The 14,952-nt window shown below is 70.5% G+C and carries 6 protein-coding genes, 1 tRNA gene and 1 rRNA gene; 1 reads left to right on the top strand and 7 read right to left on the bottom strand.

Translation table 11 applies throughout. From position 1 onward, the window contains the following. Positions 1-11: 11 nt before the first annotated feature. From Sdi02f_RS28795 to Sdi02f_RS28780, 4 genes are all read right to left on the bottom strand, one after another. Entirely contained in the window at positions 12-869 is an 858-nt protein-coding gene (locus Sdi02f_RS28795) for a helix-turn-helix domain-containing protein (RefSeq protein ID WP_108934283.1), read from the bottom strand. A gap of 262 nt (positions 870-1,131) precedes the next feature. Then, entirely contained in the window at positions 1,132-3,888 is a 2,757-nt protein-coding gene (locus Sdi02f_RS28790) for a DNA translocase FtsK (protein ID WP_174843409.1), read from the bottom strand. Between the two features lie 202 nt (positions 3,889-4,090). Then, positions 4,091-4,765, bottom strand: a complete 675-nt coding sequence (locus tag Sdi02f_RS28785) for a response regulator (RefSeq protein ID WP_030402665.1) — start codon at positions 4,763-4,765, stop codon at positions 4,091-4,093. 426 nt (positions 4,766-5,191) lie between these two features. After that, positions 5,192-10,678: a HAMP domain-containing hybrid sensor histidine kinase/response regulator gene (locus Sdi02f_RS28780; RefSeq protein WP_031082205.1), complete on the bottom strand. Its 5,487-nt coding sequence runs from the start codon at positions 10,676-10,678 to the stop codon at positions 5,192-5,194. A 392-nt stretch (positions 10,679-11,070) separates the two neighbouring features. On the opposite strand from Sdi02f_RS28780, the gene Sdi02f_RS28770 reads away from it, so the two are divergent. After that, on the top strand, positions 11,071-13,821 hold the full coding sequence (locus Sdi02f_RS28770; RefSeq protein ID WP_053637950.1) for a SpoIIE family protein phosphatase: 2,751 nt from the start codon (positions 11,071-11,073) through the stop codon (positions 13,819-13,821). 43 nt (positions 13,822-13,864) lie between these two features. Here Sdi02f_RS28770 and Sdi02f_RS28765 read toward each other — a convergent pair. From Sdi02f_RS28765 to rrf, 3 genes are all read right to left on the bottom strand, one after another. Continuing rightward, a tRNA-Thr gene (locus Sdi02f_RS28765) sits at positions 13,865-13,937 on the bottom strand. An 83-nt stretch (positions 13,938-14,020) separates the two neighbouring features. Next, positions 14,021-14,683, bottom strand: a complete 663-nt coding sequence (locus Sdi02f_RS28760) for a DegT/DnrJ/EryC1/StrS family aminotransferase (protein WP_031082206.1) — start codon at positions 14,681-14,683, stop codon at positions 14,021-14,023. A 114-nt stretch (positions 14,684-14,797) separates the two neighbouring features. Continuing rightward, positions 14,798-14,914 (bottom strand): 5S ribosomal RNA (gene rrf, locus Sdi02f_RS28755). Between the last annotated feature and the right edge of the window lie 38 nt (positions 14,915-14,952).

Raw genomic sequence — 14,952 nt, 5'->3', positions numbered from 1 at the left:
CGGCGGATCCGCTATCCGACCTGCGGGTCGCCCTTCGTGTACGTCAGCCGCTCGACGGCGCCGGGCCGGAAGTCGTCCTCGATCTTCTTGCCGTTGACGTAGAGCTCTATGGCACCGGCGTCGCCGAGGACGAGGTCGACCTTCTCGTTGTCCTGGAAGGTCTTGGAGTCGCCCTGGTTGAGCAGTCCGTCGAAGAGCAGCCGGCCGTTGTGGTCCTTGGCGGAGATCCAGCTGCGCCCGTCGCTGGCGCTGACCTTGACGGTCACCTTGTCCGCGGGCGCGGCGGCGATGGCGCTGTCGCTCGGCTTGGGGTCGGCGGGCTTCTTGGGCTCGGCGCTGGAGGAGGCGGAGCGGCCGGCCGAGGGCTGGGCCCCCTCGGCGACGCTGGCCTCGTTGCCGCCGTCGTCGCCGCCCTTGACGAAGGTGAAGCCCACGAAGCCGATCACGACGACGATGGCGGCGACCATGGCGGCGGTCCAGTTGGGTCCGCGCCGCTCGGGACGGATGCGCTCCGCCTCGAACAGGGGCGCGGCGGGGGTCGGTGCCGGGCGCCCGCCGTGCTCGGCGTCGAACTGGGCGAGCAGCGCGCCCGGATCGAGCCCGACGGCCTTGGCGAGGGTGCGGATGTGACCGCGCGCGTAGACGTCGCCGCCGCAGGGCGCGAAGTCGTCCGCCTCGATGGCGTGCACGATGGCGATGCGGACACGGGTGGCGGTGGTGACGTCGTCGACGGTCAGCCCGGCGGCGATCCGGGCCTGCTTGAGGGCACGGCCGACGGAGGGGCGGGCTTCCTCGGAAACGCCTTCGGGGACGTCGTGGGACACGTCTTCGATCGGACGCTCGTCTTCGGGAGAGATGCCGTTGGACACGGGGGCGCCTTTCGAGCGTTTAGCCGCCTGTGCTGGGCGTTCAGTCTAGGAGGGGTGCGAAGGGGTGGGGCAACCGGGCGGTACGACCTTTACGCCATCGGAATGGCCCGGCACCCCGATGGTGGCCCATCTGTTGGTCACTTCCCTCAACTTGACGTAGGGCATGGGGAAACGGTTGCTCAATGATCCCTAACGGGTGAGTCACGATCGGCCGCCCGGCCGTCGTGTCCCTCCGTCGGCGGAACCCTTCGCCTACCCGTCCCTAGCCCTCAGACTCCCCCCGGATCACCGCGAGCACGCCGTCCAGCTCGTCGGGCTTCACCAGAACGTCACGAGCCTTCGAACCCTCGCTCGGTCCGACGATGCTCCGGGACTCCATCAGGTCCATCAGCCGCCCGGCCTTGGCGAAGCCGACGCGCAGCTTGCGCTGGAGCATCGAGGTCGACCCGAACTGCGTGGAGACGACCAGCTCGGCGGCCTGGCACAGCAGGTCGAGGTCGTCGCCGATGTCCTCGTCGATCTCCTTCTTCTGCTTGGTGCCGACCGTGACGTCGTCCCGGAAGACCGGCGCCATCTGGTCCTTGCAGTGCTGGACGACGAGCGCGACCTCCTCCTCGGTCACGAACGCGCCCTGCATACGGGTCGGCTTGTTCGCGCCCATCGGCAGGAAGAGGCCGTCGCCCTTGCCGATGAGTTTCTCGGCACCGGGCTGGTCGAGGATGACCCGGGAGTCGGCGAGCGAGGAGGTGGCGAAGGCCAGCCGCGAGGGCACGTTGGCCTTGATCAGACCGGTGACGACGTCCACGGAGGGCCGCTGGGTGGCGAGGACGAGGTGGATGCCGGCCGCGCGCGCGAGCTGCGTGATCCGCACGATCGCGTCCTCGACGTCGCGCGGAGCCACCATCATCAGGTCGGCCAGCTCGTCCACGATCACCAGCAGGTACGGGTAGGGCTGGAGCTCGCGCTCGCTGCCCTCGGGCGGCTTGACCTTGCCCTCGCGCACCGCGCGGTTGAAGTCGTCGATGTGCCGGTAGCCGTAGGCGGCGAGGTCGTCGTAGCGCAGGTCCATCTCGCGCACGACCCACTGGAGCGCCTCGGCGGCCCGCTTCGGGTTGGTGATGATCGGCGTGATCAGGTGCGGGATGCCCTCGTACGCGGTCAGCTCGACGCGTTTGGGGTCGACCAGGATCATCCGGACGTCCTCGGGGGTCGCCCGCATCATGATCGAGGTGATCAGGCAGTTGATGCAGGACGACTTGCCGGAGCCGGTGGCGCCGGCGACCAGCATGTGCGGCATCTTCGCCAGCGAGTGCATGACGTAGCCGCCCTCGACGTCCTTGCCGAAGGCGACCAGCATCGGGTCGTCGTCCTCGGCGGACTCCGCGAGGCGCAGTACGTCGCCGAGGTTGACCATCTCCCGGTCGGTGTTGGGGATCTCGATGCCCACCGCGGACTTGCCGGGGATCGGGCTGATGATCCGCACGTCGGGACTGGCGACGGCGTACGCGATGTTCTTGGTCAGCGCGGTGATCCGCTCGACCTTGACGGCGGGGCCCAGCTCGACCTCGTAGCGCGTGACCGTCGGACCGCGGGTGAAGCCGGTGACGCGGGCGTCGACCTTGAACTCGGTGAAGACGGTGGTCAGCGAGTCCACTATGGCGTCGTTGGCGGCGCTGCGCGCCTTGCCGGGGCCGCCGCGCGTGAGGGAGTCCAGGGACGGCAGGGAGTAGGTGATGTCGCCGGAGAGCTGGAGCTGCTCGGCACGCGGCGGCAGGTCGCGCTCCTTGGGCAGCGGTGTCTTCGTCAGGTCGGGGACACCACCACCGCCCGCCGGGGCCTCCTCGGGCGTCTTGACGGCGTCGTTCTTGAGCTTCCCCGGCTGCGGCCGCGCCGCCGGCACGGGCGTGGGGGTCGGCGTCGTGGACTCGCGGTCCCCCGTGCTCACGCCCTGGGTGAGGTCGGCGACCAGCGGCGAGGGCGGCATCCCGTGCAGCACGGCGCCGTCGAGCGCGGCGGCGGCCGCGGCGGCGACGTCCACGGCGTCCATCGACCGGTTCATCTCGGGCTGCGGCACCGCGGAGCGCCGGGGCCTGCCACGGCGCCTGCCGAGCGCCTCCTGCTCGGCGGCGTCGGGGTCGTACGGCTCGGCGGCGGCCGGGGTTCCGCGCTTGCGGGGCCGGGCGGGCAGCGCCTCGCGCCACTGTTCGTCGTAGCGCTCGTCGTCGTCCGTGTAGGCGTCCGCCTCGGGGTCGTGGACCACGCCGAGCCGCACCCCGAGCTGCCGCAACCGCTGCGGGATCGCGTTGACCGGGGTGGCGGTGACGACGAGCAGCCCGAAGACCGTGAGCAGCACGAGCAGCGGCACGGCCAGCACGTCGGTCATCGTGTACGACAGCGGGGTCGCCGCGCCCCAGCCGATCAGGCCGCCGGCGTCCCTTATCGCCTGCATGCCCTCGCTGCGGGCCGGTGAGCCGCAGGCGATGTGCACCTGGCCGAGCACGCCGACGACGAGGGCGGACAGGCCGATCACGATCCGCCCGTTGGCCTCGGGCTTCTCGGGATGCCGGATCAGGCGTACGGCGATGGCGCCGAGCAGGATCGGCACGAGCAGGTCGAGGCGGCCGAAGGCGCCGGTCACGAGGATCTCGACGAGGTCGCCGACGGGGCCCTTGAGGTCGGCCCAGGTGCCCGCGGCGACGATCAGGGCGACGCCGAGCAGCAGCAGGGCGACGCCGTCCTTGCGGTGGGCCGGGTCGAGGTTCCTGGCGCCCTGCCCTATGCCGCGGAAGACGGCGCCGACTCCGTGCGCGAGGCCCAGCCAGAGCGCGCGCACCAGCCGGTAGACGCCTCCGGTGGGGTTCGGAGCCGGTTGGGGCGCGGGCTTCTTCGCCGCGGCCTTCTTGGCGGGCGCCTTCTTCGCGGGTGCCTTTTTCGCGGCGGCCTTCTTGGCGGGACCCTTCGCGGGAGCGGCCGCCTTCTTCGCGGGCTGCTTCTTGGCTGCGGAGGGACGTGAGGCCATGGGTGTGAGGTTACCGGGGGAGACGGCCGTCGACACGTGTGCCTACCGCTTCACCCGTTCGTGTCGCCCCCGGACGGACACGGAACTGACGCATCCGGTACCGCGCCTGACAAGTGCTCACGGAGGCCGCCTCGCGGACGACTGCGCCGGACCGGCGGGCCGCCGCACGGGGCTTTGCGCGGCACCATGGGGTCGAGCGCCGTCAGTTGACGGCGGCCTGGCCTCCGGGCGAGCCCGGCTCCAGGGCGTCCAGCGCCCGCCGCAGTCCGGTGAGCTTGCGCTCCAGATGGGCGGCCGTCGCCACCGCCGCCGCATCCGTCGACTCGTCGCCGAGCTGCTTGGACAGCGCCTCCGCCTGCTCCTCCACGGCCGCGAGCCGCGCCGACAGCTCGGCGAGCAGCCCGGCCGGCTCCTTGGCCTCGCCGGCCTCGGCCTTGCCGTTGCCCTCCAACTGGAGCCGCAGCAGGGCCGCCTGCTCGCGCAGCTGGCAGTTCTTCATGTACAGCTCGACGAAGACCGAGACCTTGGCGCGCAGCACCCAGGGGTCGAACGGCTTGGAGATGTAGTCCACCGCTCCCGCCGCGTACCCGCGGAAGGTGTGGTGGGGGCCGTGGTTGATCGCCGTGAGGAAGATGATCGGGATGTCCCGGGTCCGCTCCCGTCGCTTGATGTGCGCGGCGGTCTCGAAACCGTCCATGCCCGGCATCTGGACGTCCAGCAGAATGACCGCGAAGTCGTCCGTGAGCAGTGCTTTGAGCGCTTCCTCCCCGGACGATGCCCGCACCAGCGTCTGATCGAGCGCCGAGAGGATCGCCTCCAGCGCAAGCAGATTCTCCGGCCGGTCATCGACCAGGAGGATCTTGGCCTTCTGCACCATGGCCCGCCCTCCTCGCCCCGGCGTGGGGCCTCCCCTGTCCACAGGACTTGGCACGGCACCGGCGGGTGCCGCCCCCGGGGACGGCTCCCTTGCGCCGTCCGTCCTTGTGCCGGTCATCGTAGCCGCACCCCGCCTGTCGCCACACCCTGTCACCGTGATGTCACTGTGCTTGTAGCGGAAACGCGGCGGGAGACCGGAAGGTTCCCCGTTTCCCGTGCTTCTACACGGCTCCGGGCAGGCCGGGTCGCGACCCCGCGTGAGCCCGGAGGTTCCCGCCGACGGCACGCACTCCACGTTCGCACACCGCCCGGACGAGCCGCACGGAAGGTGCCCGAACGTGCGAGGACACCGTGCCCGAAGGTACTCCGGGCACGGAGTCCGAACGTACCGGCCGCTTCCCGCCGGCCCCCACCGGCGCGGCCGTGCTCACTCCTCGTGCATCCACTGCTGCATCACCGTCAGCAGGTGGTCGGGGTCCACCGGCTTCGTCACGTAGTCGGACGCACCCGACTCGATCGCCTTCTCCCGGTCGCCCTTCATCGCCTTCGCGGTGAGCGCGATGATCGGCAGGCCGGCGAACTGGGGCATCCGGCGGATCGCCGTGGTCGTCGCGTACCCGTCCATCTCCGGCATCATGATGTCCATCAGGACGACCGCCACGTCCTCGTGCTGCTCCAGGACCTCGATGCCCTCCCGCCCGTTCTCGGCGTACAGCACGGACAGGCCGTGCTGCTCCAGGACGCTGGTGAGGGCGAAGACGTTGCGGATGTCGTCGTCCACGATCAGCACCTTCTGCCCGCCGAAGCGGATCCCCCGGCCGGACTGCGGCGCCGGCTCCCGGTCGGCGTCCGTCCGCCGCTCGCGCGGCGCGCTCGGCTCCTCGGTCCCGGCCGGCCGGCGGCGGTGCCGGAACAGCGTGGCCGCCCCGTTCGGCGCGTCCTGGTACGGCCTCGCCTCGTCCGCCGTCTCGGTCTCCGCGCCCGGGAGTTCGGCCACGGCGCCGGAGGACGCCGTCGGCTCACCGCCCTCCGCGGAGGGCAGCGGCTGCTGGTATCCGTGCGGCGGCAGCTCGCTCGGGTGCAGCGGCAGATAGAGCGTGAACGTCGAGCCGCGGCCCGGCTCGCTCTGCGCGTGGATCTCGCCGCCGAGCAACTGCGCGATCTCCCGCGAGATGGACAGCCCGAGCCCCGTACCGCCGTACTTGCGGCTGGTGGTGCCGTCGGCCTGCTTGAACGCCTCGAAGATCACCTGCATCTTGCTGGCCGCGATCCCGATGCCCGTGTCGCTCACGGAGAACGCGATCAGCTCGCCGTCCGGGTCGCTCATCGAACCGGCCTCCAGCAACTGCTCCCGGATGGCCTGCGGAACCTCGTCCCGGGCCGGCCGGATGACCAGCTCGACCGAGCCCGAGTCGGTGAACTTCACCGCGTTGGACAGCAGGTTGCGCAGCACCTGGAGCAGCCGCTGCTCGTCGGTGTGCATGGTCGCGGGCAGCCCCGGCGACACCCGCACCGACAGGTCGAGGCCCTTCTCCGCGCTCAACGGCCGGAAGGTGGCCTCCACGTAGTCCACGAGCTGGACGAGCGCGATGCGCGTCGGGGAGACGTCCATCTTCCCCGCGTCGACCTTCGACAGGTCGAGGATGTCGTTGATGAGCTGGAGCAGGTCGGAGCCCGCGCCGTGGATGGTCTCGGCGAACTCGACCTGCTTCGGGGTCAGGTTCGCGTCCGCGTTGTCGGCGAGCAACTTGGCCAGGATCAGCAGGGAGTTGAGCGGCGTACGCAGCTCGTGCGACATGTTGGCCAGGAACTCGCTCTTGTACCGCATGGAGACCGCGAGCTGCTCGGCACGCTCCTCCAGGACCTGCCGCGCCTCCTCGATCTCGGTGTTCTTCACCTCGATGTCGCGGTTCTGCTGCGCCAGCAGCTCGGCCTTCTCCTCCAGTTCGGCGTTGGACGACTGGAGCGCCTTCTGCCGCTGCTCCAACTCCTCCGAGCGGTCCCGCAGTTGCTCGGTCAGCTCCTGCGACTGCTTCAGCAGCACCTCCGTCTTGGTGTTGACGGAGATGGTGTTGACGCTGGTCGCGATCATCTCGGCGATCTGGTTGAGGAAGTCCTTCTGGATGTGGGTGAACGGCGTGAACGACGCCAGCTCGATGACCCCGAGCACCTGCCCCTCGAACAGCACCGGCAGGACGATCACCTGCGCCGGCGGGGCCTCGCCGAGGCCGGAGGAGATCTTCAGGTAGCCGGTCGGCGCGTTCTCCACCAGGATCGTGCGCTTCTCCTTGGCCGCGGTGCCCACCAGCGCCTCCCCCGGCCGGAAGGAGGTCGGCATGGACCCCATCGAGTAGCCGTACGACCCGAGCATCCGCAGCTCGTACGCGTCGCCCTCGGCACCCGCCTGCTCCTGCCCGTCGACCAGCGGCATGGCGAGGAAGAACGCCCCGTGCTGCGCCGAGACCACGGGCGTCAGCTCGCTCATGATCAGCGAGGCCACGTCCTGGAGGTCCCGGCGGCCCTGCATCAGGCCGGAGATCCGGGCCAGATTGCCCTTGAGCCAGTCCTGCTCCTTGTTGGCGATCGTGGTGTCGCGCAGGTTGGCGATCATCTTGTTGATGTAGTCCTGCAGCTCCGAGATCTCGCCGGAGGCGTCCACGTCGATCTTCAGGTTCAGGTCGCCGCGGGTCACCGCGGTCGCCACGCGCGCGATGGCCCGCACCTGCCGGGTGAGGTTCCCGGCCATCTCGTTCACGGACTCCGTCAGGTCGCGCCAGGTCCCGTCGACGTCCCGCACGCGGGCCTGACCGCCGAGCTGGCCCTCCGTGCCCACCTCACGGGCGACGCGGGTGACCTCCTCGGCGAAGGAGGAGAGCTGGTCCACCATCGTGTTGATGGTCGTCTTCAGCTCCAGGATCTCGCCGCGCGCGTCGATGTCGATCTTCTTGGTCAGGTCGCCCTTCGCGATCGCCGTGGTCACCATGGCGATGTTGCGCACCTGACCGGTCAGGTTGGACGCCATCTGGTTCACCGACTCGGTGAGGTCCTTCCACGTCCCCGACACGCCGGGCACGTGCGCCTGACCGCCGAGGATGCCGTCCGTACCCACCTCGCGGGCCACCTTGGTGACCTGGTCCGCGAACGAACTCAGCGTCTTCACCATGGTGTTGAACGTGTCCGCGAGCTGCGCGACCTCACCGCGCGCCTCGATCGTCACCGTCCGCGTCAGGTCGCCGTTGGCGACGGCCGCGGCCACCTGGGAGATGTTCCGCACCTGCACGGTGAGGTTCTTCGCCATCAGGTTGACGTTGTCGCTCAGGTCCTTCCAGATGCCCACCACGCCGGGCACGTGCGCCTGACCGCCGAGGATGCCCTCCGTACCCACTTCGCGGGCCACCCGCGTGACCTGCTCGGCGAAGCTGGAGAGCTGGTCGACCATGGTGTTCACGGTCGTGACCAGTTCGAGGATCTCGCCCTTGGCGTCGACGGTGATCTTCTTCGACAGGTCGCCCTTGGCGACCGCGGTCGTCACCTCGGCGATGTTGCGCACCTGCATGGTCAGGTTGTTGGCCATGCCGTTCACGGACTGCGTGAGGTCCTTCCAGGTGCCGGAGACGCCCTGCACCTCCGCCTGGCCGCCGAGGATGCCCTCGGTGCCCACCTCGCGCGCGACCCGCGTGACCTCCTGGGCGAACGACGAGAGCTGGTCCACCATCGTGTTCAGGGTGTTCTTCAGCTCCAGGATCTCCCCGCGCGCGTCCACGGTGATCTTCTGGGACAGGTCACCACGCGCCACCGCCGTCGCGACCTGCGCGATGTTGCGCACCTGCGCGGTCAGATTGCCGGCCATGCCGTTCACGGAGTCCGTCAGGTCGCGCCAGACGCCCGCGACCCCCGGCACCTGCGCCTGACCGCCCAGGCGGCCCTCCGTCCCCACCTCGCGGGCCACCCGCGTGACCTGCTCGGCGAACGACGAGAGCTGGTCGACCATCGTGTTGATGGTGTTCTTCAGCTCCAGGATCTCGCCGCGCGCGTCGACGTCGATCTTCTGCGACAGGTCGCCCCGCGCCACCGCCGTCGTCACCTGCGCGATGTTGCGCACCTGCGAGGTGAGATTGCCGGCCATGGAGTTGACGGAGTCCGTCAGCTCCTTCCAGGTCCCCGACACGCCGTCGACGCGGGCCTGACCGCCCAGGCGGCCCTCCGTGCCCACGTCCCGGGCCATCCGCGTCACCTGGTCGGCGAAGCTGGAGAGCTGGTCCACCATCGTGTTCACGGTGTTCTTCAGCTGGAGCATCTCGCCGGAGACGTCCACCGTGACCTTCTGCGACAGGTCGCCGTTGGCCACCGCCGTCGTCACCTGGGCGATGTTCCTCACCTGACCGGTGAGGTTGCGGAACGCGGTGTTGACGGAGTCGGTGAGGTCCTTCCAGGTCCCCGCCGCCCCCGGCACCTGCGCCTGGCCGCCCAGCTCGCCCTCGACACCGACCTCGCGCGCCACCCGCGTGACCTCGGCACCGAACGCGGAGAGCTGGTCCACCATCGTGTTGACGGTGTTCTTCAGCTCCAGCATCTCGCCGGCCACGTCCACGGTGACCTTCTGCGACAGGTCGCCGCTGGCCACGGCCGTCGTCACGGCGGCGATGTCGCGCACCTGCGTGGTGAGGTTGCGGAAGACCGTGTTGACGGAGTCGGTGAGGTCCTTCCAGATGCCGGCCGCGCCCGGCACGTTCGCCTGGCCGCCGAGCTGTCCCTCGCCGCCGGTCTCGTTCGCCACGCGCGTGACCTCGTCCGCGAAGATCCGCAGCGTCTCGGTCATCTGGTTGATCGTCTCGGCGAGCTGCGCGACCTCGCCCCGGGCCGGCACCGTCACCTTCTTCGACAGGTCGCCGTTGGCGACCGCCGTCGTCACGTGGGAGATCTCCCGCACCTGCGCCGTCAGGTTCCCGGCCATGGTGTTGACGGAGTCGGTCAGCTCCTTCCACACCCCGGCCACCCCCGGCACCCGTGCCTGCCCGCCCAGGGCGCCCTCGGTGCCGACCTCGCGTGCGACGCGCGTCACCTCGGACGAGAACGCCGAGAGCTGGTCCACCATCGTGTTGACGGTGTTCTTCAGCTCCAGCATCTCGCCGGCCACGTGCACCGTGACCTTCCGGGACAGGTCGCCCTTGGCCACGGCCGTCGTCACCAGCGCGATGTCCCGCACCTGGGCGGTGAGCCGGTACGCCATGGTGTTGACGGAGTCCGTCAGGTCCTTCCACGAACCCGACATGCCGCGCACCCGGGCCTGACCGCCCAGCTTGCCCTCGGTGCCGACCTCGCTGGCCACCCGCGTGACCTCGTCCGTGAACGTCGACAACTGGTCGACCAGGTTGTTCACGGTCCGGCCGACCTTCAGGAACTCACCGCGCAGCGGCTGCCCGGTGCCCTCGTCACTCTGTGTCCGCAGTTCCATGCGTGGCGACAGATCACCGTCCGCGACCGCCGACAGCACCCGGCTGACCTCGGAGACGGGCCGTACCAGGTCGTCCACCAGCGCGTTCGAGTGGTCGATCGCGGCCGCCCAGGACCCCTCGCAGGCGCCGGTCTCCAGCCGCTCCGTGAGCTTTCCCTCACGTCCGACCACGCGCCGTACCCGCGCCAGCTCACCCGTGAGGTGCAGATTGCGGTCGGCCACCTCGTTGAAGACCGCCGCGATCTCCGCCATCACGCCGTCGCCGGACACCGTGAGCCGCTTGCGGAAGTTCCCCTCCCGCATGGACACGAGTGCCGCGAGCAGCCTGTTCAGCGCTGCCGTGTCCACCGTCGTACTGCCGGTCCGCGCACCGCCGCCCCGCGACTTGCCCTGGTTACTCAGGGACTGTCCGCCTTTCGCGCGCGTCTTCGTGGCCCGCGTCGCTGCGCCAGACTCCACTGTGTCCCTCCCGCGGGGGTCGACCGATACCGCTGTGCCCGGCCGCCACCACTCGGCGGGCCGGGTTGTGCCGCCCATGTCCTGATACCGCCGGGCGCCGCGGCCCGGCACTCCGGACCGCTCCAGGGGCTGCTGCCCACCCGACTCGGCGCGCATTCACCTGCCCGGACCTTCATAAGCAGCCTGCCCAGTGTTTCACCCCGGCTGAACCAGGCCATAACAGTTCGGCAGCTTCGCACATCGTCCGCACACCCTCTGGGCGGAAACACTGCAGACCGGCATCCGGATGGACGGCGAAGGTAAGTAACCTTGCACACGGCTGTCCAGCCACACCGGTCCGTCCGGTCTGGGCGGTGGCACGGAGACGAGCGGGCATCGGAGGGGCGGCCGGAATGACCACCGGACTGATCCCGGGGGAGCAGCCCCCGGATCCCGGGCCGACGGGTGGACTGCCACAGCAGCGGCACGAGCCGGTCGGCCGTGAGGCCGTGCACGGGGAGAGAGGGTCGGGGAGTTCTGTGATCACCGCGCGCGCGGCCGCCAGCTTCGAGCCCGTCGGGCGATCCGTGGCGAGCGCCCGGTCCTTCGTCCGCGACACGCTCCAGGGCTGGGGCCAGGCCGACATCGTCGACGACGCCGTGGTGCTCACCAGCGAACTGGTGACCAATGCCGTGGTCCACGCCGGCACCACCGCGGACGTCGTCTGCCTGCGCAGCGACGACGGCGTACGGATCGAGGTCGCCGACCACTACCCCGAGCGAGAGGTCCCGCTCCAGGGCTCCCCCGCCACGATGGGCAGCCTCGACCGCGAGGGCGGCCGCGGCCTCCAGCTGTGCGCGGCACTGGCCGACCGCTGGGGCGTGGAGTACACGCCGACCCTGAAGAACGTCTGGTTCCACCTCCATCTGCCCGAGCGACCCGTCGGCACCCGTGCCGCCGGTCCCTCCCTGCCGGCCGCCCTGCTGCCGCTCGCCGACGGCCGGGTCCGCGTCGCCGTCGTCCAGATCGACCGCACCGGCGCCGTCACGTCGTGGAACGAGGACGCCGAGGACCTCTTCGGCTACCCCGCCGACCAGGTCACCGGCAAGCCGCTGACCGACCTGGCCGCCTGGCCGCACACCCCGGGCACCAGCACCGGCATCGCCGAGGCGCTCCAGCTCTCCCGCTGGGAGGGCAGCTACGGCATAAGGGGCGCCGACGGCCGCGTCACCCCGGTCTACGCCTCCCACCTGCGCGTCCGCGACGCCGACGGCGAACCCTCCACGGTCTGCCTCCTCGTCCGCGACCACGAACGCGCGGTGCTGCAGACCCCGTCGCGCGGACCGGCCTCCGACTCCCCGGCCTCCGAGGGCCAGAGCGCCGACCCCTTCGAGGTGTTCATCGGCTCCCCCGCCCCGGACGACCTCGACGGCCTCCTCCAGCGCACGGTCGAACGCGCCCGCGACATGCTCGACGCCGACGCCGCCTTCCTGCTCCTGGCCACCGACGACGAAACGGAGCTGGAGGTCCGCGCCTCCACCGGCCTGCCCTCCGCCCGCCAGCGCTTCGCCCGCGTCCCCGTGGAGGCCGGCCCCGGCCGCTACGGCTCGGCGCGCATGCCCGCCGTCCACGACGACCTGGAGGCCGTCCCCGGCGCCGTCCCGCTGCTCAGCAGCACCGGCATGCGCTCGGTCGTCACCGTCCCCCTCAAGGTCGAGGGCCGCCTCACCGGCTCCCTCGGCGTCGCGGCCGAGGCCCCCGGCCGGTACACCAACGAGGAGGCGCTGCGTCTCCAGTTCGCGGCCGACCGCATCGCCCTGGCCGTCGAGTCCGCACGGCTCGGCGAGCTGGAGCGGCTGCGCCGAGGCTCGCTCAGCTTCCTCGTCGAGGCCTCCGACCTCCTCGCCGGCACCCTGGACCGCGACCAGACGCTGGCCCTGATGGCCCAGATGACGGTCCCGACCCTGGCCACCTGGTGCGCCGTCTACACCATCGCCGACCAGTCCTCGGACCCGTACCTCTCGTACGTCCTGCACGAGGACGAGGAACTCATCGACGGCATCAAGTCCCTGCTGTCGAAGATCGCCCCGCCCGACCCGGTGCCCACCCCGGGTGCCCGCGTGTGGACGGCCCCCGCGGAGATGGCCCACCAGGCGGCGCTGCGCACCTCCATGCGCGACCTCGGCCTCAGCGGCGGCACGCCCCAGCCGATGAGCACCGGCATCGGCCCGACCCTCGCGACGGCCTCCGCCGTCGGCGGCGAGACCGTCGTCCTGCCGCTGGTCGCCCGCAACCGCGTCATCGGCATGCTCACCCTCGGCAAGCCCACCGACGACCACTTCCGCCAGGAGATCCTGGAACTCGCCGAGGACCTCTCCCGACGGGCCGCCCTGGCCCTGGACAACGCCCGGCTGTACTCGGAGCGCACGGCCATCAGCCAGTCCCTCCAGCGCAGCCTGCTGCCCCCGGAACTCCCCGTCGTGGACGGCGTCGAGGTCGACGTCATCTACCGCGCGGCCGGCGAGGGCAACGAGGTCGGCGGCGACTTCTACGACCTCTTCCCCATCAGCGACGACGCGTACGGCTTCGCCATCGGCGACGTCTGCGGTACGGGCCCCAACGCGGCGGCCGTCACGGGCCTCGCCCGGCACGCGTTGCGCCTGCTGGCCCGCGAGGGGCTCAGCGGCCCGGCGGTCCTGCAGCGCCTCAACTCCGCCATCCTCGACGAGGGTGCCCGCAGCCGCTTCCTCACGCTGCTGTACGGCGAGATGCGCCCGCAGGAGGACGGCAGCGCCGAGCTCAAGGTGGTCTGCGCCGGCCACCCGCTCCCCCTCCGCCTGCGCCAGGACGGCACGGTCGAACCGGCCGCGGAACCGCAGCCCCTCCTCGGTGTCATCGAGGACCTGGAGCTGTACGAGCAGACGGTCACCCTCGATCCGGGCGACGTCCTGCTGTGCGTCACTGACGGCGTGACCGAACGCCGTGAGGGCGCACGCATGTTGGGCGACGACGGCCTCGCCGACGTCCTGAAGACCTGCACGGGCCTGACGGCCGGCGCGGTGGCCGCTCGCATCCTGCGCGCGGTGGAGCGTTTCGCGTCGGACGCACCGTCCGACGACATGGCCATCCTCGCGATGCGCGTCCCGGAGCCCCACGCGGACTAGCATGCGAAAGGCCCCGCCCAATGGGCGGGGCCTTTCGTGTCGGAGCCCCCAAACGGAATCGAACCGTTGACCTTCTCCTTACCATGGAGACGCTCTGCCGACTGAGCTATAGGGGCCTGTCGCTTTTCGAGGTTTCCCTCGCGGCAACGGAATAGATCATACCCCGAACAAGCCGGTGCTCCCAACCACGGACGTGCCGTCAGTAGGCGGGCTGCAGCAGGCCGCCGAGAGCGTTGCAGGCGGACACGATCCGCTGCATGTCCCGCTTGGTCAACGCCGCCTCGACGGGCAGCGCGAGTGTCTCGTCGACGGCCCGTTCCGTCTCCGGCAGCGACACGCATCGCCGGAATCCAGGCATCCGGTGCACCGGCACCTTCACCGGCACCCGGCATTCGACGCCTCTCCCCCGCACCGCGCGGGCGAACGCGTCCCGATCCGGCCGCCCGTTCCCCGGCACGCGCACCACGTACTCCTGATAGGTGTGCCCGTCGCCCCAGTCAGGCGTCCGCACACCCCTCAACTTCCCGTCGAGATAGGCCGCCCGCTGCCTGCGCCGGGCTATCTCCTCGTACGGCACCTCGGACTCGCCGTGCTCCAGCACGAGCAGCCCGTGCCGCTGCCCGATGCGGTGCAGCGCTCCCATGTCCGCCGGCCGCCCGAAGCGGTGCACGGCGACCACGGCCGCGGTGCGGGGCGTCAGCGCCGCCTCCACCAGGGAGGGGTCCAGGCAGTACGTCGCCGGATCTATGTCGGCGAACACCGGCAACGCGCCCACCAGGGCCACGGCCTCGGCGACTTCCACGTTTCCGAAGGCAGGTACGACGACCTCGTCACCGACGCCCACGCCGGCGGCCCTGAGCATTGCTGAAGTACCCATGGCTGGGATGGTCGGTGCGGAACGTGAACGCGAAGTGACGGAAAACAAAAAAGGGCTGGTCCCGGAACCGAAGTTCCGGGACCAGCCCTTCCAATAATTGTTCGGCGGCGTCCTACTCTCCCACAGGGTCCCCCCTGCAGTACCATCGGCGCTGTAAGGCTTAGCTTCCGGGTTCGGAATGTAACCGGGCGTTTCCCCTACGCTATGACCACCGAAACACTATGAAACACTCAACCGCACCACGCCATGAACGT

It is taken from the genome of Streptomyces ardesiacus, assembly GCF_003112575.1.
GTDB classification, from domain to species: domain Bacteria; phylum Actinomycetota; class Actinomycetes; order Streptomycetales; family Streptomycetaceae; genus Streptomyces; species Streptomyces ardesiacus.
Note: the sequence above shows the minus strand (reverse complement) of the source record. Positions and strands in the feature narration are given on the sequence as shown.